This is a genomic window from Plantibacter sp. MCCC 1A11337 (assembly GCF_013349365.1).
Taxonomy (GTDB): domain Bacteria; phylum Actinomycetota; class Actinomycetes; order Actinomycetales; family Microbacteriaceae; genus Plantibacter; species Plantibacter flavus_A.
This window is the reverse complement of record NZ_JABJWX010000001.1, coordinates 505,503-523,568: the sequence shown is the minus strand read 5'-3', so window position 1 is coordinate 523,568 and position 18,066 is coordinate 505,503. Positions and strand designations below refer to the sequence as shown.

The 18,066-nt window shown below is 68.9% G+C and carries 19 protein-coding genes and 1 tRNA gene; 14 read left to right on the top strand and 6 right to left on the bottom strand.

Features of this window, described 5'->3' with window-relative positions:
• Positions 1-417, top strand: coding sequence for a nucleoside-diphosphate kinase (gene ndk / locus HOW07_RS02385; protein WP_064295600.1), 417 nt, complete (start codon positions 1-3; stop codon positions 415-417).
• A gap of 87 nt (positions 418-504) precedes the next feature.
• Here the strand turns inward: ndk and HOW07_RS02380 are convergent, their stop codons facing one another.
• Positions 505-1,104 (bottom strand): vitamin K epoxide reductase family protein, encoded by a 600-nt coding sequence (locus HOW07_RS02380; protein WP_175115984.1) that lies wholly within the window; start codon positions 1,102-1,104, stop codon positions 505-507.
• 312 nt (positions 1,105-1,416) lie between these two features.
• Here HOW07_RS02380 and HOW07_RS02375 point away from each other — a divergent pair, with 312 nt between their 5' ends.
• Positions 1,417-3,831: an Rne/Rng family ribonuclease gene (locus tag HOW07_RS02375; protein ID WP_371743556.1), complete on the top strand. Its 2,415-nt coding sequence runs from the start codon at positions 1,417-1,419 to the stop codon at positions 3,829-3,831.
• A gap of 10 nt (positions 3,832-3,841) precedes the next feature.
• Here the strand turns inward: HOW07_RS02375 and HOW07_RS02370 are convergent, their stop codons facing one another.
• Positions 3,842-4,132 (bottom strand): DUF4031 domain-containing protein, encoded by a 291-nt coding sequence (locus HOW07_RS02370; protein ID WP_175115982.1) that lies wholly within the window; start codon positions 4,130-4,132, stop codon positions 3,842-3,844.
• A 335-nt stretch (positions 4,133-4,467) separates the two neighbouring features.
• On the opposite strand from HOW07_RS02370, the gene rplU reads away from it, so the two are divergent.
• The 10 genes from rplU (at position 4,468) to HOW07_RS02320 (ending at position 11,566) form a co-directional block, all read left to right on the top strand.
• On the top strand, positions 4,468-4,776 hold the full coding sequence (gene rplU, locus HOW07_RS02365) for a 50S ribosomal protein L21 (protein ID WP_079002324.1): 309 nt from the start codon (positions 4,468-4,470) through the stop codon (positions 4,774-4,776).
• 20 nt (positions 4,777-4,796) lie between these two features.
• Complete coding sequence (rpmA, locus tag HOW07_RS02360) at positions 4,797-5,054, top strand: 50S ribosomal protein L27 (RefSeq protein ID WP_056006626.1); 258 nt, start codon at positions 4,797-4,799, stop codon at positions 5,052-5,054.
• 91 nt (positions 5,055-5,145) lie between these two features.
• Positions 5,146-6,720, top strand: coding sequence for a GTPase ObgE (gene obgE / locus HOW07_RS02355; protein WP_071260832.1), 1,575 nt, complete (start codon positions 5,146-5,148; stop codon positions 6,718-6,720).
• Positions 6,717-7,496, top strand: a complete 780-nt coding sequence (proB, locus tag HOW07_RS02350) for a glutamate 5-kinase (RefSeq protein WP_121291003.1) — start codon at positions 6,717-6,719, stop codon at positions 7,494-7,496. Before obgE ends, proB begins: the two co-directional genes overlap by 4 nt.
• A gap of 42 nt (positions 7,497-7,538) precedes the next feature.
• Positions 7,539-8,807 (top strand): glutamate-5-semialdehyde dehydrogenase, encoded by a 1,269-nt coding sequence (locus HOW07_RS02345; RefSeq protein ID WP_175115981.1) that lies wholly within the window; start codon positions 7,539-7,541, stop codon positions 8,805-8,807.
• Positions 8,808-8,856: 49 nt separating this feature from the next.
• Positions 8,857-9,066 (top strand): hypothetical protein, encoded by a 210-nt coding sequence (locus HOW07_RS02340; protein ID WP_064295593.1) that lies wholly within the window; start codon positions 8,857-8,859, stop codon positions 9,064-9,066.
• Positions 9,067-9,076: 10 nt separating this feature from the next.
• Complete coding sequence (gene nadD / locus HOW07_RS02335) at positions 9,077-9,694, top strand: nicotinate-nucleotide adenylyltransferase (protein ID WP_255376693.1); 618 nt, start codon at positions 9,077-9,079, stop codon at positions 9,692-9,694.
• Positions 9,691-10,953 carry a hypothetical protein gene (locus tag HOW07_RS02330; RefSeq protein ID WP_175115980.1) on the top strand — a complete coding sequence of 421 codons (1,263 nt, stop codon included), beginning with the start codon at positions 9,691-9,693 and terminating at the stop codon, positions 10,951-10,953. The genes nadD and HOW07_RS02330 overlap by 4 nt, the downstream gene beginning before the upstream one ends.
• A gap of 55 nt (positions 10,954-11,008) precedes the next feature.
• Positions 11,009-11,386, top strand: a complete 378-nt coding sequence (rsfS, locus tag HOW07_RS02325) for a ribosome silencing factor (RefSeq protein ID WP_079002329.1) — start codon at positions 11,009-11,011, stop codon at positions 11,384-11,386.
• Between the two features lie 107 nt (positions 11,387-11,493).
• A tRNA-Ala gene (locus HOW07_RS02320) sits at positions 11,494-11,566 on the top strand.
• 86 nt (positions 11,567-11,652) lie between these two features.
• Here HOW07_RS02320 and HOW07_RS02315 read toward each other — a convergent pair.
• A complete protein-coding gene (locus HOW07_RS02315) occupies positions 11,653-12,480 on the bottom strand; it encodes an aldo/keto reductase (RefSeq protein WP_175115979.1) in 828 nt (275 codons plus the stop codon).
• Between the two features lie 162 nt (positions 12,481-12,642).
• Here HOW07_RS02315 and HOW07_RS02310 point away from each other — a divergent pair, with 162 nt between their 5' ends.
• Positions 12,643-14,133, top strand: a complete 1,491-nt coding sequence (locus HOW07_RS02310; RefSeq protein WP_175115978.1) for a DHA2 family efflux MFS transporter permease subunit — start codon at positions 12,643-12,645, stop codon at positions 14,131-14,133.
• A gap of 21 nt (positions 14,134-14,154) precedes the next feature.
• Here HOW07_RS02310 and HOW07_RS02305 read toward each other — a convergent pair whose 3' ends face one another.
• From HOW07_RS02305 to HOW07_RS02295, 3 genes are read right to left on the bottom strand one after another with little or no spacing between them, the layout of a single operon-like run.
• Entirely contained in the window at positions 14,155-15,312 is a 1,158-nt protein-coding gene (locus HOW07_RS02305) for an NAD(P)/FAD-dependent oxidoreductase (protein WP_175115977.1), read from the bottom strand.
• Positions 15,309-16,025 carry a class I SAM-dependent methyltransferase gene (locus HOW07_RS02300; protein WP_175115976.1) on the bottom strand — a complete coding sequence of 239 codons (717 nt, stop codon included), beginning with the start codon at positions 16,023-16,025 and terminating at the stop codon, positions 15,309-15,311. The genes HOW07_RS02305 and HOW07_RS02300 overlap by 4 nt, the downstream gene beginning before the upstream one ends.
• Complete coding sequence (locus HOW07_RS02295; protein WP_175115975.1) at positions 16,025-17,152, bottom strand: type III polyketide synthase; 1,128 nt, start codon at positions 17,150-17,152, stop codon at positions 16,025-16,027. Before HOW07_RS02295 ends, HOW07_RS02300 begins: the two co-directional genes overlap by 1 nt.
• A gap of 55 nt (positions 17,153-17,207) precedes the next feature.
• Here HOW07_RS02295 and HOW07_RS02290 point away from each other — a divergent pair, with 55 nt between their 5' ends.
• Entirely contained in the window at positions 17,208-18,065 is an 858-nt protein-coding gene (locus HOW07_RS02290; RefSeq protein WP_175116487.1) for a UbiA family prenyltransferase, read from the top strand.
• The last annotated feature ends 1 nt before the right edge of the window (position 18,066 follow it).

Here is an 18,066-nt window from a genome sequence, read left to right as displayed (position 1 = left end):
GTGGCTGTTGAAGAAACCCTGGTACTCGTGAAGCCCGACGGCGTCGCACGCAACCTGACCGGCGAGATCCTCCGTCGGATCGAGGCGAAGGGCTATTCGCTCGTGGACCTGCGCATGGTCGAGCCGGACCGCGAGCTGCTGGCCGCCCACTACGCCGAGCACGAGGGCAAGCCGTTCTACGAGCCCCTCGTCGAGTTCATGCTGAGCGGTCCCGTCGTCGCGATCCGCGTCGCCGGCAACCGCGTCATCGAGGGATTCCGCTCGCTCGCCGGCACGACCGACCCGACGACCGCCGCGCCCGGGACCATCCGCGGCGACTTCGGCCGCGACTGGGGCCTCAAGGTCCAGCAGAACCTCGTGCACGGTTCGGACAGCCCCGAGTCCGCCTCCCGGGAGCTCGCGCTCTGGTTCGCCTGACGCACCGACTCCGCACGACGAAGCCCGCCTCCGATTCCGGGGCGGGCTTCGTCGTGTGCGTCAGGTGGCCGTTCGGGCCGCCACCGGCTACAGGTAGGACAGGACGTCGAGGCGGAGCTGGGCGATGACCGCCACGACGAGGTAGCACCCGAGCGTCACCACCACGATCCACGAGGACACGACCCCGGCGACGCGGCGGACGGCGGGGGACGCCGGGATGATGCCGTTCCGCAGGGTGAACGCGGTCACCGCGATGAACGAGGGGATCGTCACCGACCAGGTGACCATGCACCACGGGCATAGCGTGCCGAGGACGAAGATACTCTGCGAGATCAGCCAGATGACGAATCCCAGTGCGCCGAGGAACCCGATGTTGAAGGCGATCCAGAACCACCGCGCGAACTGCGCACCGGCGAGGACCGCGACGCCGACGGCGATCGGCGCGATCCAGGCGGCGAGACCGATGATCGGATTCGGGAACCCGAGGATGGCACCCTGCCAGGAGTTCAGGTTGACCCCGCACTGCACGAGGATGCTCAGATTGCAGCCGAGCTGGGCGTTCGGATCCTGCAGGAGCTGGAACTTGTCGAGGGTGAGCGCGAACGCCGCGATCCACCCGATGACGCCTGCGACGATGAGGAAGACCGCGAGGCCCCTGGGGCGCGCGTCGATGACCGGAGTTGACACGCCCTGATTCTCGCACGCCCGCCTGAACGGCGGCGGGACATGCCCGGGTGGTCCGTACTCAGGACCGTCGGCCCTGTTCGTGCGATAATCGTGGGGTGGTGTCCGAGCCGCGCTCGACCGCACGACACAACAGGCTTGTTGGGCAATGAGAGCCCAGGACCCGCCGGCACGTGCCGGCACGATCGTGAGAGCTCCGAGAGCCAGCGATCACACAGGATTTGCGAACGGCTGCACCCGCGGCCGCACGCACGAGACGAAGAACCGGAGGGTGGCGCGGCCACCGACCCGGCATAGGGGAGTACACCAGGAATGGTGAAAGAGCACACCGAGGATCCGGCCACGCCGGGGACCGAGCACGAACCGACCGACCAGCACCTCACGACGCCCGAGACGGCGGACGAGTCGACCAGCACCGAGACGGACGCCCAGGTGGCCGGGCCCGACGAGCAGTCGGCACCTGCGGCACCGGTGCGTCCACCGACCACCATGCTGCTGTTCCAGGCACCCGACCTGCCGCCGATCGTCCACCGCGACGACGAACCGCTCGAGGCCGAGCTCAGCTCGTCGAGGCGTCGCACGCGTCGTCGTGCCGGCGAGGACGGACCGGAGCAGGGCGAGCGGGGTGGCGACTCGCGCCCCGACACCCGCAACGTGGTCAAGGTCCGCACGCCGCGTGAGCCGGAACTCATCACCGAACCGCAGAAGGTGCGCGGCTCGACGAGGCTCGAGGCCAAGAAGCAGCGTCGCCGTGACGGACGCGACGCCGGTCGTCGTCGTCCGGTCGTCACCGAGGCCGAGTTCCTCGCCCGCCGCGAGTCGGTCGACCGTGTCATGGTCGTCCGCTCCAAGAACGGCAAGACGCAGATCGGCGTGCTGGAGGACGGCGTGCTCGTGGAGCACTACGTCGCCAGGAGCCAGGAGGCGTCGCTCATCGGCAACGTCTACCTCGGCCGCGTGCAGAACGTCCTGCCCAGCATGGAGGCGGCGTTCGTCGACATCGGTCGCGGACGCAACGCGGTGCTCTACTCCGGCGAGGTCGACTGGGACTCCGTGGAGACGGGCAATCAGCCCCGCCGGATCGAGCTCGCGCTCAAGGGCGGCGACAAGGTCCTCGTCCAGGTCACGAAGGACCCGGTCGGACACAAGGGCGCGCGCCTGACGAGTCAGGTCTCGCTCCCCGGTCGGTACCTCGTCTACGTGCCGAACGGCTCGATGAACGGCATCTCGCGCAAGCTGCCCGACACTGAGCGCGCCCGCCTGAAGAAGATCCTCAAGGAGGTCCTTCCGGAGAACGTCGGCGTCATCGTCCGCACGGCCGCCGAGGGAGCGACCGAGGAGCAGCTCACGCTCGACGTCACGCGGCTGAAGTCGCAGTGGTCGGAGATCTCCCGTCAGATCGAGACGGTCCAGTCGCCGGCACTGCTGCACAGCGAGCCCGACCTGCTCATCAAGATCATCCGCGACGTCTTCAACGAGGACTTCCACAAGCTCGTCATCCAGGGCTCGGACGCGCTGCAGGACATCCAGAGCTACCTGCGCGGCGTCGCCCCCGACCTGCTCGAGCGTGTCGAGCCGTACGACGGCACGGGCGACTCCTTCGTCGACTACCGCATCGCCGAGCAGATCGAGAAGGCGCTCGACCGCAAGGTCTGGCTGCCGTCCGGCGGATCCCTCGTGATCGACCGCACCGAGGCCATGACGGTCGTCGACGTCAACACGGGGAAGTTCGTCGGTTCCGGCGGCAACCTCGAGGAGACGGTCACCAAGAACAACCTCGAGGCCGCTGAGGAGGTCGTGCGTCAGCTGCGGCTGCGCGACATCGGCGGGATCATCGTCGTCGACTTCATCGACATGGTGCTCGAGTCGAACCGCGACCTCGTGCTGCGCCGCCTCGTGGAGTGCCTCAGCCGCGACCGCACGAAGCACCAGGTCGCCGAGGTCACCTCGCTCGGTCTCGTGCAGATGACGCGCAAGAAGCTCGGCCTCGGCCTGCTCGAGACGTTCAGCGAGCCCTGCGAGGTCTGCGCCGGACGCGGCGTCGTCGTGCACCACGACCCCGTCGTGAAGCACCGCCAGACGCCGCAGCCGGAGCAGCAGCGCCGGCGCGGCAAGGGCGGGTCCCAGGGCGGCCAGCCGTCCTCGAACGGCCAGGGCGCCCAGCAGAAGCCGGCCGGACAGACGCACGGGATCACCGACGACGCGAAGAACGCGCTCGCCCTGATCGCGGCGCGCACGCTGCACCACGAGGAGCTCGCCGCCGCCGAGGCCGTGGCCGACGCCGTCGTGGCCGAAGCACAGCACACGCAGTCGCAGCACACCGAGGCGCAGGGCTCCGAGGAGTCGGTCGCGGACGAGCCCACGACGTCACCGGAGGAACAGTCCGGGGCGCACGACGGTCGTCGGAGCCGGCGCGAGAAGCGCGAACCGCGTCGTCGTGGCGGTGACGGGTCCCGCCGGGGTTCTTCGGAGGAACGCTCCACCGAGGCGCCGAGCGAATCCGCGGCCCCGACGCTGGCCTTGCTCGACCTGCCGATCGCGCCGGTCGCCGACAAGCCGCGTCGCGCGGCCGTCGCGGACCCCGAGCACCTGCTCGAATCGGTCCTCGACGCGCTCCCCGAGCCGAAGCAGCCGGGTCAGGGTCGCGGCCGGAGCCGCAGGGTGTCGACCGCCTCGCTCGCGGGCGGACAGGCCGTCGGTTCGGACGGCGCGCAGCGTCAGGCCGAATAGTCCGGTCGTATCAGGACGGCGCGTCTCCTCGGGAGGCGCGCCGTTCGCGTGCGGTGATGCGCAAGCCGCTGGCGATGAGTCGACGGACGAGTTCGCCGCCGCTCACCGCGACGGCGCCGGCCGCCACGAGCGACGTGTGGCGCTCGGCGGGGACGTCGTAGTGGTCGAGGTCGAACGATCGCGGCGGGAGCCCGGTGCGTCCGGCGAAGGCGTGCAGCTCCTCCAGGGAGCTGTCGCTCACCACGTGGGACCAGAGCGTGCCGTGCGCCGGCCACAGCGGGGGATCGATGAGCACCGTCATGCCTCCATCCAACCATCGGGTCCCTCGCGTGATTCCCGTCCGCGCTCGGACGCGCCGGGCACCCGGCCGGCGTTCAGGAGCCCCCGGGGTACACTGGTCGAGTGCGTCCGGTGTGGGAGCCGCGAGGAACAGCCTCGGTCACGAGGTTCTGTGCCCGCTGGTTTGACCTGGACTGCACGATGAAGTAAACTCGACCGTTGGTGTGCATTGAGTTTTCATTGCCACGCCCAACGGTTTTCTGCCATCAAGGTGTCCCACGTGTTCGAGCCTTTCCGAGCAGTAACTTCCAGCAACAGTCAGTCGGAGCGTTTCGCTCCCCAAAGAACGGGTACGTAGTGGTTTACGCAGTTGTGCGCGCCGGAGGACGGCAGGAGAAGGTCGAGATCGGAACCATCGTCACGATGGACCGGGTCAAGGCCGACAAGGATGGCAACATCGAGCTTCCCGCGGTGCTCCACGTCGACGGTGAGAAGATCATCTCCGACGCGAAGTCGCTCGCGAAGATCACGGTGACGGCCGAGGTGCTCGAGAACCTCCGCGGTCCGAAGATCATCATCCAGAAGTTCAAGAACAAGACCGGTTACAAGAAGCGTCAGGGGCACCGTCAGGAGCTCACGCGCGTCAAGATCACCGGCATCAAGTAAGGCATCGAGGAGAAGAAGAGATGGCACACAAGAAGGGTGCGAGTTCCACTCGCAACGGTCGTGACTCCAACGCACAGCGTCTCGGTGTGAAGCGCTTCGGCGGCCAGGTCGTCCTCGCGGGCGAGATCCTCGTCCGTCAGCGCGGCACGCACTTCCACCCCGGCGCCAACGTCGGTCGTGGCGGCGACGACACGCTGTTCGCCCTCGAGGCCGGCTCCGTGCAGTTCGGCAACAAGGGTGGCCGCAAGGTCGTCAACATCGTCGCTGCTGCAGAGTAGCAACAACGTCTTTCCAGCAGGGGGCGGGCTTCGGCCCGCCCCCTGCTGTCGTACAACCGAGTTCCATGATCCAGAGAGGGGCTGAGCGTCCATGGTCACATTCGTCGACCGGGTCACACTGCACCTGCGAGCGGGCGGCGGCGGCAACGGCTGCGTCTCCGTGAAGCGCGAGAAGTTCAAGCCGCTGGCCGGCCCCGATGGCGGCAACGGCGGACACGGTGGTGACATCGTGCTCGTGTCCGATCCTCAGATCACGACGCTGCTCGGGTACCACCGGTCACCGCACCGGAGCTCCGACACCGGCGGCTTCGGCATGGGCGACCACCGCAACGGGTTCCAGGGCGAGACGCTCATCCTGCCCGTCCCCGTCGGGACGGTCGTCAAGGACGTCGACGGCGTCGAACTCGTCGACTTCGTCGAGCCCGGCATGGAGTTCGTCGTCGCTCCCGGCGGCCAGGGTGGCCTCGGGAACGCGGCACTCTCCTCGACCAAGCGCAAGGCCCCCGGGTTCGCGCTGCTCGGCACGCCCGGCTGGGAAGGCGATGTCCTCCTCGAGCTGAAGACCGTCGCAGACGTCGCGCTCGTCGGGTACCCCTCCGCCGGCAAGTCCAGCCTCATCGCGGCGATGTCCGCTGCGAAACCTAAGATCGCGGACTACCCGTTCACCACCCTGCACCCGAACCTCGGCGTCGTCGAGGCCGGCGAGGTCCGCTACACCATGGCGGACGTCCCCGGGCTCATCGAGGGCGCCAGTGAGGGCAAGGGCCTCGGTCTCGAGTTCCTGCGTCACGTCGAGCGCTGCTCCGCGCTCCTGCACGTGCTGGACTGCGCGACGCTCGAACCGGGACGCGACCCGATCAGCGACCTCGACATCATCCTGGCTGAGCTCGCCGCCTACCCGGTACCGGAGGGGCAGACGCCGCTGGTCGAGCGCCCGCAGCTCATCGCCCTCAACAAGATCGACGTCCCGGAGGCGAGGGAGCTCGCCGAGTTCCTGCGTCCCGACCTCGAGGCGCGCGGCTACAAGGTCTTCGAGATCTCGACGGTCTCGCGCGAGGGCCTCCGACAGCTGTCGTTCGCGTTGAGCGAGCTCGTCGAGGAGAGCCGAGCCCGCGCAGCCCTCGAGGCCGCCAAGCCCCGGATCGTGCTGCGTCCGAAGCCGGTCGACGACTCCAAGTTCACCGTCACGGTCGAGGGTGGCACGTACGGCAACCTCTACCGCATCATCGGCGCGAAGCCGGAACGCTGGGTGCAGCAGACGGACTTCAACAACGAGGAGGCCGTCGGGTTCCTCGCGGACCGCCTGGCGAAGCTCGGCGTCGAAGAGGCGCTCTTCAAGGCCGGTGCCGTCGCCGGTGCGACCGTGATGATCGGTGCGGGTGGCGGTGTGGTCTTCGACTGGGAGCCCACGCTCACGAGCACCGCGGAACTGCTGACGCAGCCGCGTGGAACGGACCCGCGTCTCGACGCGAGCCACCGCCCGACGCGCAACCAGCGTCGCGACGAGTACTTCGAGCGCATGGACGCGAAGGCCGAGGCCCGTGCCGAGCTGCTCCGTGAACGTGCGGCCGGTCTCTGGAACGACGACGAGGGCTTCGAGGTCGGCTCCGTGCCGGCCGACGCACCGCAGGACGAGGGTGTCACGACGGAGGACGACGACCGGTGACCATCCACCAGCGCAGTGGCATCCCCTCGGCGCGACGCATCGTCGTGAAGGTCGGGTCCTCCTCGATCAGTGGCGACAACGCCGGGCAGATCACTGCGCTGGTCGAGGCGCTGGCCGAGGCGCACGCCCGAGGCACCGAGGTCATCCTCGTGTCCTCGGGCGCCATCGCGACCGGGATGCCCTACCTCCGCCTCGACGCCCGTCCGAGCGACCTGGCGACGCAGCAGGCGGCTGCCGCCGTCGGGCAGAACGTGCTGATCTACCGGTACCAGGACAGCCTCGACCGGTTCGGCATCGTCGCAGGCCAGGTGCTGCTCACCGCCGGTGATCTCGAGAACCCCAGTCACCGGAGCAATGCCCAGCGGGCGATGGAACGGCTCCTCGGGTTGCGCATCCTGCCGATCGTCAACGAGAACGACACCGTCGCGACGCATGAGATCCGGTTCGGCGACAACGACCGCCTTGCCGCCCTCGTGTCGGTCCTCGTCGCGGCCGACGTCCTCGTCCTCCTGAGCGACGTCGACGCGTTGTACACCCGCCCGCCGCACGAAGCGGGTGCCGAGCGCATCGAGGAGGTCCCGTTCGGAGACGCCCTCTCGGGCGTCACCTTCGGCGACATCGGCTCCGCGGGCGTCGGCACCGGGGGAGCGGGCACGAAGGTGTCGGCCGCCCGGTTGGCCGCCGAGGCGGGGACGTCCGTCCTCGTGACGTCGACCACGAACGTCGCGTCAGCCCTCCGCGGTGAGCACCTCGGCACCTGGTTCCAACCGGCGTGACGCGGAGAGCGTCCACCAGACGCCGCTGAGTAGAATCGACGCATGTCGTCGCCAACCATCACCGTGCTGCCACTCGCGGATCGTCTCACCGCTGCGAAGCGTGCCTCCCGGGTCCTCGCCCAGGCGACCACCGCGCAGAAGAACCGGGCCCTCGAGGCCATCGCCGTCGCGATCGTCGAGGGTGCGGATGCGGTCATCGCCGCCAACGAGCGCGACCTCGTCGCGGGACGCGAGCAGGGCATCAGTGTCGGTCTGCAAGATCGTCTCCGCCTCGACCGGGGCCGCATCGACGGGCTCGCGGTGGCGGTCCGCGACGTCATCGCGATCGTCGACCCGGTCGGCCAGGTGGTCCGCGGAAGCAACACTCCGGACGGGGTGAAGCTCGAGCAGGTACGCGTCCCGTTCGGCGTGGTCGGCGCGATCTACGAGGCGCGCCCGAACGTCACGGTCGACATCGCCGCCCTCGCGATCAAGAGCGGCAACGCCGTGGTGCTCCGCGGCGGGTCGGCGGCGGAACACTCGAACGCGGTCCTCGTGGGGCTGCTGCGATCGGCACTCGAGTCCGTCGGCCTTCCCGGGGATGCGGTACAGACCATCGACGAGTTCGGTCGCGACGGTGCGAAGCAGCTCATGAACGCCAGAGGCCTGATCGACGTCCTCATCCCGCGGGGGAGCGCGTCACTCATCGAGACGGTCGTCCGGGAGTCGACGGTCCCCGTGATCGAGACCGGCGCCGGCGTCGTGCACGTGTTCCTCGACGAGAGTGCCGAACTCGACTGGGCCGTCGACATCGTGCGCAACGCCAAGGTGCAGCGCCCATCGGTCTGCAACGCACTCGAGACCATCCTCGTCCACCGCGCTGCGGCCGCGCGCGTGCTGCCCGCCGTGCTCGGTGATCTGCGCGAGCACGGGGTGCTGATCCACGCGGACGAACGCGCCAGGGAGGTCTTCGCCGACGTCGTGCCCGCCGTGGAGGAGGACTGGTCCACCGAGCACATGTCGCTCGAGCTCTCGGTGCGCGTGGTCGACGACCTCGACGCCGCGCTCGAGCACATCGATCGATACTCCACCGGGCACACCGACGCGATCATCACGAACGACGTGGTGAACGCCGACCGGTTCCTTGCCGAGGTCGATTCGGCCGTCGTCATGGTCAACGCGTCGACCCGCTTCACCGACGGCGCCGAGTTCGGATTCGGCGCCGAGGTCGGGATCTCGACGCAGAAGCTCCATGCCCGCGGACCGATGGGGCTGCCGGAACTCACGAGCACGAAGTGGCTCGTGCGTGGTTCGGGCCACACCCGTCGGTAGTCGCTAGACTGGTACGGGCGTCACCAGGCGTCGCACAGAAGGAGAGATCATGTCGATTGCCGCGTCCGTCTTGGCCACCGCCGTCCTGGCTGAATCGGAGCACGCCGTCGAACTCGCCGCACCGACCTGGGTGTTCGGTGCGGTCGCCCTCGTGCTGTTCGCCATCCTCGGCGCTGTGACCTTCAGCTACCGCGACGTCGCCAACCGTCACGCCGACAAGGGCGAGTCGGCCTCCGCTCACGGCGAGCACGGCCACTAGGCTGTCCGGCGTGAGCGCGCCCGTCACCGAGACGACGACCCGTCGTCCTCGGATCGGGGTCATGGGTGGGACGTTCGATCCGATCCACCACGGGCACCTCGTCGCCGCCTCGGAGGTCGCGCAGCACTTCGATCTCGATGAGGTCGTCTTCGTCCCGACCGGCATGCCGTACCGGAAGTCGGGCGTGAGCGACAGCGAGCACCGCTACCTCATGACCGTGATCGCCACCGCAGCGAACCCCCGCTTCACCGTCAGCCGGGTCGACATCGATCGAGCCGGACCGACGTACACGATCGACACGCTGCGCGATCTGCGCCGCAAACGTCCCGATGCCGAGCTGTTCTTCATCACGGGTGCCGACGCGATCGCCCAGATCCTCAGTTGGAAAGACGTCAGGGAGGTCTGGGACCTCGCTCACTTCGTCGCTGTGAGTAGACCGGGACACGATTTGAACGTTTCCGGATTACCACAGCACGACGTAAGCTTGTTGGAAGTTCCGGCCCTAGCGATATCGTCGACGGATTGCCGGAGCCGGGTGAGCAAAGGCTTTCCGGTCTGGTATCTGGTTCCCGACGGTGTCGTGCAGTACATCACCAAGCACCACCTGTATCGGAGTGAAGCCACATGACCGCGTTGCCAGAGGATGCGCCCCTGACCAGGCGACAGGCTCGAGCGAGCCAGCAGCCGTCGACGTCCGCTGACGAAGCGACGCCCGACACTGCTGCGCCACGGACACGACGCGCGTCGACATCCGAACCCGTCGCCGGGGGAGCGATCCCCGGGCAGACCACGTCGCGCGACGAGAGCGCTCCAGCACCAGCGTCCACGTCACCCGCGCCGTCGTCGAGCGCTCCGGCATCCGGTGCGCCGGCTCCGGCCCCGACCGGTGGACTCACGCGCCGTCAGCTGCGAGAACTCGAGCGCACCGGCTCGATCGAGCAGGTGGGCTCCCCGGCGGCGCCGGTCGCTCCTCCGGTCGAGCAGCCGGTCCCCTCGGTCGCCCTGCCGCCGCGGACGCCCGATCAGGTGGTCGCTCCGCCCCAGAAGCAGAACAAGGCGGCCCGTCAGCAGGCAGCGAAGCTCGCGCAGCAGGAAGCGGACGCCAAGGCTGCCGCTGCTGCTGAGCAGGAACGTCGCGAAGCCGAGGCCACCAAGCAGGCCGAGCAGCGCAAGGCCGAAGAGCAGCAGGCTGCAGAACGCAAGGCGGCAGAGCGCAAGGCCGCTGAGCGGGCCGCCGCCGACGAGCGCGCGGCCAAGGCCCGGTCGGCCGAGGCGCCGACGCCTCCCGTGACTCCCGCCGCTGCGGCGCCGGTGGCCACCGGTTCACTCTTCGACGTCTCGGATCGCGACGACATCTCCGAGGACCCCGCGTCGACCCTGTCCAAGGGGTTCGGGCGCGACTCCATGCTCGTCGCGGCACTCGAGGCCGAGAAGGCTTCGCAGGCGGACAACGAGGTCGCGTTCGAGGACCTCCTCGGAAGCGGCATGACGAGCACGGGGCAGATCACCACGAGTTCGCTCATCATCCCCGTCGCTCCGGCCCAGGCTGAAGCGGGAGCCACGTCCAACTCCACGGGTGAGATCCTCATCACCGGAACCATCGATCTGCCCCGCGGACTGGGTTCCGCCGGTCAGGACCCGAACCACTTCGACGGTGCAGGGATCGACCGACTCATCGAGGGCGATGAGCTGCCGGCCTCGGTCACCGCGGCGTCTCCGGTCGCGGCCAGCCGTGCGGTCAGCAGCCACGGGTCCACCCGCGACGTCGTCCCCGCCACCACCAACCAGAGCAACAAACTGTTGATGACGCTCGCGATCGCCGCCGCGGTGCTCGCCGCCGGCGTGATCGCGGTGCTCATCATCGGTTTCTTCGGCGGAGCGTTCTAGCCCTGCCGGCATTCACCCGATCGCGCTCCATGCGATCGTCAGAGGAGTACACCACATGACCCTGTCCGACACCACACTGGACGCCGTCCAGCTCGCAGCGACCGCAGCCGAGTCCAAGGGTGGCGAGGATCTCGTCGCGCTCGACGTCTCCGGCCCGTTGCCGTTCGTCGACGCCTTCCTCCTCGTCACCGGCCGGAGCGAGCGCAACGTCGTCGCCATCGCCGGCGAGGTCGAGGACCGCTTGAACGCGAGCGGCGTGAAGACGCTGCGGCGCGAAGGCAAGTCCGAGGGGCGGTGGATCCTGCTCGACTTCGGCGAGGTCGTCGTCCACGTCTTCCACGAGGAGGAGCGGATGTACTACTCGCTGGAGCGACTGTGGAAGGACTGCCCGGTGATTCCGCTGGTCTCGTCCGCACCGCAGCCCGCGAACTGACCATCCCGTCGGTGCCGAGCACCGAAAGTGGTCACAACCGCTCTCAAGATGTAGTAACCTATTCAAGTTGCTTCCGCTGAAACAGCAGGGGCAAGCAAGTTGAATACGGGTCTGTGGCGCAGCTGGTAGCGCACCTGCATGGCATGCAGGGGGTCAGGGGTTCGAGTCCCCTCAGATCCACCCGAACACCGAGAAGTCCCCGTCAGCGGAACAGCTGACGGGGACTTCTGCGTTGGTCAGACCCTGGGTTTGGCGGGACCCTGAGGTCAGTTCACCTCGTCGGGGTGGCTGCCGACGCGCTTGCCCGAGTCGAGGGCGTCGATGGACGCGATCTCGTCGGCGGAGAGCTCGAAGCCGAAGACGTCGAAGTTCTGGGCGATGCGCTCGCGCGAGTTCGACTTCGGGAAGACGATGAGCCCGTTCTGCAGGTGCCACCGGATGACGACCTGCGCCGGTGTGACGCCGTGCGCCTCTGCTGCAGCGGAGACGGCCTGCTCGCCGAAGAGGTCGTACTTGCCCTGACCGAGCGGGCCCCAGGACTCGATGTGGATGCCGTGCTCGGCACCGAAGGCGCGCAGCTCGCGCTGGGCGAACGCCGGGTGGAGTTCGATCTGGTTGACCGCAGGGACCGTCTCGGAACCGGCGATCAGCTTCTCGAGGTGCTCGACCTGGTGGTTCGACACGCCGATCGAACGCGCCTTGCCTGCCGCCTTGATCTCCTCGAGGGCGAGCCACGCTTCGAGGTAGTCGTCCTTGGCCGGGGTCGGCCAGTGGGTCAAGTACAGGTCGACGTGGTCGAGCCCGAGCTTGTCGAGACTCTCGTCGATTGCGGCGTGAGCGGACGCCTTCTGGTGACGGTCGTTCCAGAGCTTCGTGGTGATGAAGAGTTCGTCGCGGGGGATGCCGGACTTCGCGATGGCGGCGCCGACTCCCTCCTCGTTCTTGTAGATGGCGGCGGTGTCGATGTGGCGGTAGCCGACCTCGAGCGCGTCCGAGACGATGCGCTCGGCCTCCTGCGGGTCGACGAGGAAGACGCCGAAGCCGAGCTGAGGGATGGTGTGGCCGTCGTTCAGGGTGATGGTGGGAACTGTCATATCCTCATGCTGGCACCGGAACCGTCCGGCCGGAACGGGTCTTCGCCCTGCGCGTAACCGGTCGACACGCATGGGAATACCCGCGACGACACGGCGCTTGTCTTTCGAGAGGGCAGGCGTCTGCCCGCACGACGGCCGAGGCCTGAGAAGGATGACACCGCTATGACGACTGAAACCGTGCCGAATCCGACCGGTTCCGTCCCGACGACCGGGAAGCCCTCGGACGATCGCCTCCCACCCGGGTCGAAGCTCCTGATCGGGCTGCTCCTCGTGTCGGCGTTCGTCGTCATCCTCAACGAGACGATCATGAGCGTCGCCCTGCCGCGGCTCATGCAGGACCTCGACATCACGGCGAGTTCCGCACAGTGGCTGACCACCGGCTTCATGCTCACCATGGCCGTCGTGATCCCCGCGACCGGGTTCCTCCTCGAGCGGTTCTCCCTGCGGACGATGTTCATCACCGCGATGGTGCTGTTCAGCCTCGGTACGCTCATCGCCGCGCTGTCCCCGGGATTCGGCACGCTCCTGCTCGGTCGTGTCGTCCAGGCCAGCGGTACCGCCATCATGATGCCGCTGCTCATGACGACCGTGCTCAACGTCGTGCCGGTGTCGGCACGCGGCCGGACGATGGGGGCGATCTCGATCGTCATCTCGGTCGCGCCGGCCGTCGGGCCCACCGTCTCCGGCCTCATCCTCAGCGTGCTCGACTGGCGCTGGATGTTCTGGATCGTCCTCCCGATCGCCGTCGCCTCGCTGGTCCTCGGCGCCGTCCTCGTGCGGAACGTGACGGAGCCGCGTCGGGTCCGCTTCGACGTGCTGTCGCTCGTCCTCTCCGCGTTCGCGTTCGGTGGTCTCATCTTCGGGCTGAGCAGCATCGGCGAGTCCGCCGAGGGACACGCGCTCATGCCCGTCTGGATCCCCCTCACGGTCGGTGTCCTCGCCCTGCTGGGCTTCGTGCTCCGCCAGCGTGCGCTCGCCCGCGACGACCGCGCGTTCATGGACCTCCGCACCTTCGCGAACCGCTCGTTCTCCGTCTCGATCATCCTGGTCGTCATCGTCATGATGGCGTTGTTCGGCTCGCTGATCATCCTGCCGATCTACCTGCAGACCGTGCTCCAGGTCGACACCCTGACCACGGGCCTCATGTTGCTGCCGGGCGGCCTGACGATGGCCGCTCTCGCGCCGCTGGTCGGGTCGCTGTTCGACCGGTTCGGTCCGCGTCCACTCGTGATCCCCGGGGCATTCGCCGTGAGCGCGGCGCTCTGGCTGTTGACGATGCTCGGCGTCGGCAGCGCCATCGTCATGATCATCGCCGTCCACGTGCTGCTGAGCGCCGGCCTCGCGTTCATGTTCACACCGCTCCTCACCTCGGCGCTCGGTTCCCTGCGGCCCGAGCTCTACCCGCACGGCAGCGCCATCGTCGGCACGGTCCAGCAACTGGCCGGAGCGGCGGGGACGGCGTTGTTCATCACCATGATGTCGACCACGGCGGCGGCTCGTGCGGCGGCCGGGAGTGCCGCGGTCGACGCGACGGCGGCCGGTGTGCAGGCTGCGTTCATGTGCGGGGCCGTGCTCTCGCTGCTCGCGATCGGTGCGTCGTTCCTCATCCGGCGAACGGACCAGGCTTCCACGGGCGTGCACGTCGGTCACTGAACCGGAAGACCTCGGACGGCGTCAGCGCAGCCAGCGCATCGTGTAGGCGTCGGCGAGGATCGGCATCGCGGGACCGTTGAGCGCGGTTCGCAGCGCGAGGTCCCGCACCCCGACGAGCGGGCCCGGCAGCGGACGTCCCAAGCGCATGTTGATCCCCGCCTGCCAGGAGGCCCGACGGATCGCGCGCTGTTGGCGGGAGACGGCCGCGGCCACGTCGTGCTGTGTCGAGCGATGCCCGGCGGTCATGCGGGCGATCAGTGGCGCGAAGACCCGTGCGTCGGACCAGCCCAGGTTCATGCCCTGGCCGCCGATCGGGCTGATCTCGTGGGCGGCGTCGCCCAGATAGACGACCCGATCGTCGACGACGCGCTTCCGTCGTCGACGGAGCACGCCGAACGCGCTGAGCATGGTGTTCGTCGCCGGGTCGACGTCGTCGCCGGTGCGGTCGGCGACGAGGGACGCGAGGTCGGACGCGGTGGGTTCCGGGCGGGCCGCGTCCTGACCGTCCGAGTACCCGGTGTGCACGACGTATCGTCGCATGCCATGGGGGAGCGGGAAGGACTCGACGACCCCTCGGTGGTGCAGGTGCACCCTGGCGATGGAACCTGCCCCACTCCGATCCGCGACGTCCCCCATGAGGTACCGGTCCCGATACCGGTGCACGGGGCCCGGAGCCTGCATCCCGTCGACGGCGGCGCGTCCGCCTGCTGCGACGACCACGACGGCTGCGCGGGTGCTCACCGTTCCATCGGCGTCACTGCCGGACACGAGGACGCCGTCCTCGGCCGGGGCCAACCGCGTGCAGCTCGTCCCGATCCGAAGCGATCCCGGTGCGACGGCCTCGAGTCGAGCACGCAGGACCCGTTCGGTCCGCCATTGCTCGAGCGCGGCGACGTAGGGGTGCGGTACGGGCCGATCACAGAACACGACCGCCCCGAGGCGTCGTCCGGCGTTCCAGGCTTCGCCCTGGTCGATCCGGACCGCGTCGCGGCGGATCTCGTCGAGGACGCCGAGCTCCTCGAACAGGTCGAGCGACGGCGGGTGGATCCCGATAGCCCGGGTGCCGGAGGGGGAGTCCGACCGTCGTTCCCAGACGGTCACGTCGACGCCGGCCTGAGCGAGGAGGATCGCGGACACGAGGCCGACCGGTCCGCCACCGATGACCAGCACCTCGGTCATCGGGGCTCGTCCGCTGCCGACGAGACGGTCTGCGAGAGCAGGAGTCGCATGGGGAAGCTTCGCTCGACGATCCAGTCGTTGGGCACGACGCGCTGCAGCTCCTCCTGGCGATAGCTGCGACGGATCGAGCGGAGCCCGTCGACGTGGAGGAAGGAACGCCTTCGTCCTGCACGGGTGGCGAGCCCGTAGACCGCGTACGCGACTCGGTTGCGCTCGAGATCGCTGTGCAGGACGAGTCGTCTGGCGATCCGTGAACTGTCGGCGAGCAGGCTCGACAGTCCCGCGGGATCGAGGTGGTGGAGCACGTGGTTGGAGAGGACGATGTCGGCCTCCTCGCCAGCGGCGACGAGGTCGCTGCTGTGCGCCGGACGGAAGGCGACGGGGCCATCGGGGTACCGGCGACGGGCGAAGGCCACGGACCGCTCGTCGGGATCGATCCCCACCACCTGCACGGGGAGGTGGTCGGCCCTCGCCCAGTCGGCGATGGCCACGGCGACATCGCCGCCACCGAAGCCGATGTCGAGGATCGTCGTGGTCCGGGACGGGTGGAGGAGTGGACGGATGCGTGACCGGTACAGGCCACGCCAGCCCGAGACGAGCCGGTTCACCGTCGCGAACCTGGCGTAGGTGGCGTCCAGCAAAGCGGGATCGCAGTCGGGGTCGTCCATCAGTTCGACGAGACCCGTCGCACGGCGGTCGAGGTCGGGCAGCATCAGGTTCGGCCGGCCCGGAGCCGGAGCAGCGCGCTCTCGATCGTCAGTCCCGGTCCGAAGGCGAGGGCGCACACCCGTTCATCGGCGTCGGCCGGCGCGCCGTCGAGCAGGCGCTGGAGGATGAAGAGCACGGTCGCGCTCGACATGTTGCCGTACTCGCGGAGCACCGTGCGTGACGGAGCCAGCAGTTCGTCGTCGAGCCCGAACCCGCGCTGGACCCGGTCGAGGATGCTCCGGCCACCGGGATGGATCGCCCAGCGATCGATCGACGAGACCGGGGCGTCGTCGGCTGCGGCGAGGAGTGGGCGGAGGGCGATCTCGAGATGCTCGCCAATCAGCTTGGGCACCGCGCCGCTCAAGACCATCTCGAACCCGTGATCGCCGATCGTCCAGGCCATCTCCGTCTCGCCGTCCGGCACGAGCGCGGTGGACCAGCCGTCGAACTCGAGCACGGGCGCGGAGGATCCGGTGTCCCGACCGGTCACGACGGCGGCCGCAGCACCGTCGGCGAACACCGAGGAACCGAGGATCACGTCGGGGTCGTCGGAGGAACGGAGGTGGATGGAGCAGAGCTCGATGCAGACCACGAGGACGACGGCGTCGGGGTCTGCTGTACAGAACGCCTCTGCGGCGCGAAGGGCGGGGAACGCGGCGAAACACCCCTGGAACCCCAGGTGGTAGCGCTCCGTGCCCGGGTCCAGCCCGAGGTCGCGCACGAGGAGGTATTCCGGGCCGGGCGCGAAGAACCCGGTGCAGGAGGCCGTCACGACGTGGGTGACGTCCGCCGCCGACAGACCGGGGGCCGCGTCCAACGCCCGCCGTGCGGCCTCCAGGAGCAGCGGGGGAGCGTGCTCGATGTAGGCGTCGTTCCGCACGCCGGTGGGCGGGGAGAGCACCTGCCGCTGCTCCGCGTCGTAGAAGGCGGCCGTGGTCGTCTCGACCTCGTGGTCGAAGGCGTCGATGACGGTGTGCCTGGTTTCGATCGCGGACGCGTCGAACGCCGCGCCGATGAGACGCTGGGCGAGTCGGGTCCGCCCGGGTTGGTCGCGGAACACATCCCTGATCTCGTCTTGATGAAGGATGGTCTGAGGAACGGCCACGCCGATCGCCCTCACGGAGACGGTCATGCTGCAGTGTACCGCCGTGGCATGGGTGTCACCCTAAGCTGAGGCGGTGTTCTCCATGGTCCGTCGTCTGTTCGCGTCCTCCCATCCCGGACCGACCGTCGCGGTGACCGTCCTCGCCGTCGTGCTCGGATCGGCCGTCGGCCTGCCACCCCTTCGGACGGCCCTGCTCGCCGTGGTGGTGTTCGTCGGACAACTCTCGATCGGCTGGTCCAACGACTGGCTCGACGCCAGACGCGATCGTCGCTCGGGACGACAGGACAAACCGGTCGCACGCGGCGACCTCAGCGTCTCGGCAGTCCGGGCGGCGGCGCTGCTGGCCGGTGCGGCGAGCATTCCGCTCTCGGCATCCCTCGGCTGGGCGTCGGCGGCCTCCCACCTGCTCTTCCTGGTCTGCGGATGGGCCTACAACCTGGGTCTCAAGGCGACGGCCTGGTCGGTCGTCCCGTTCATCGTGGGGTTCGGCGCGTTGCCCGCCGTGGTCACCTTCGCGGCTGTCCCGCCGATCGCGCCGGCCGCGTGGACGCTCGGGGTCGGTGGGCTGTTCGGTGTGGCGATCCACTTCACGAACGCCCTGCCCGATCTCGAAGACGACCTGCGGACCGGGGTCCGCGGTCTGCCGCACCGGCTCGGCGCGCGGACCGCCGGTCGGACGGCCTTCATCGCCCTCGGCGTCTCAGGTGTGGTCGCCGTCCTCGGACAGAGCGGGATCTTCATCGGCAGGCCCATCGCACCGCCGATCGTCGGGGTGCTGGGCGCTGTCGGCGTCCTCGCGCTCGTCGTGTGGGGGCTCGTGCTCGTCGGAACCCGAGCGCCGGACCGTCTGCTGTTCCGACTGATCATCGGGGCCGCCCTGCTCGTCACCGTGGTGCTGGCAGTGGCCGGGACGAATCTCGGCGCGGCCCAGGTCGGTTGAG

Excerpts from the sequence above, each read along its gene's own strand:
- HOW07_RS02290 (WP_175116487.1), top strand. The coding sequence starts at position 17,208 with ATGGTCCGTCGTCTGTTCGCGTCCTCCCATCCCGGACCGACCGTCGCG.
- HOW07_RS02340 (WP_064295593.1), top strand. The coding sequence starts at position 8,857 with ATGTCGATTGCCGCGTCCGTCTTGGCCACCGCCGTCCTGGCTGAATCG.
- HOW07_RS02295 (WP_175115975.1), bottom strand. The coding sequence starts at position 17,152 with ATGACCGTCTCCGTGAGGGCGATCGGCGTGGCCGTTCCTCAGACCATC.
- HOW07_RS02345 (WP_175115981.1), top strand. The coding sequence starts at position 7,539 with ATGTCGTCGCCAACCATCACCGTGCTGCCACTCGCGGATCGTCTCACC.
- HOW07_RS02315 (WP_175115979.1), bottom strand. The coding sequence starts at position 12,480 with ATGACAGTTCCCACCATCACCCTGAACGACGGCCACACCATCCCTCAG.
- rsfS (WP_079002329.1), top strand. The coding sequence starts at position 11,009 with ATGACCCTGTCCGACACCACACTGGACGCCGTCCAGCTCGCAGCGACC.
- HOW07_RS02310 (WP_175115978.1), top strand. The coding sequence starts at position 12,643 with ATGACGACTGAAACCGTGCCGAATCCGACCGGTTCCGTCCCGACGACC.
- obgE (WP_071260832.1), top strand. The coding sequence starts at position 5,146 with ATGGTCACATTCGTCGACCGGGTCACACTGCACCTGCGAGCGGGCGGC.
- HOW07_RS02330 (WP_175115980.1), top strand. The coding sequence starts at position 9,691 with ATGACCGCGTTGCCAGAGGATGCGCCCCTGACCAGGCGACAGGCTCGA.
- HOW07_RS02305 (WP_175115977.1), bottom strand. The coding sequence starts at position 15,312 with ATGACCGAGGTGCTGGTCATCGGTGGCGGACCGGTCGGCCTCGTGTCC.
- HOW07_RS02370 (WP_175115982.1), bottom strand. The coding sequence starts at position 4,132 with ATGACGGTGCTCATCGATCCCCCGCTGTGGCCGGCGCACGGCACGCTC.
- rpmA (WP_056006626.1), top strand. The coding sequence starts at position 4,797 with ATGGCACACAAGAAGGGTGCGAGTTCCACTCGCAACGGTCGTGACTCC.
- HOW07_RS02300 (WP_175115976.1), bottom strand. The coding sequence starts at position 16,025 with ATGCTGCCCGACCTCGACCGCCGTGCGACGGGTCTCGTCGAACTGATG.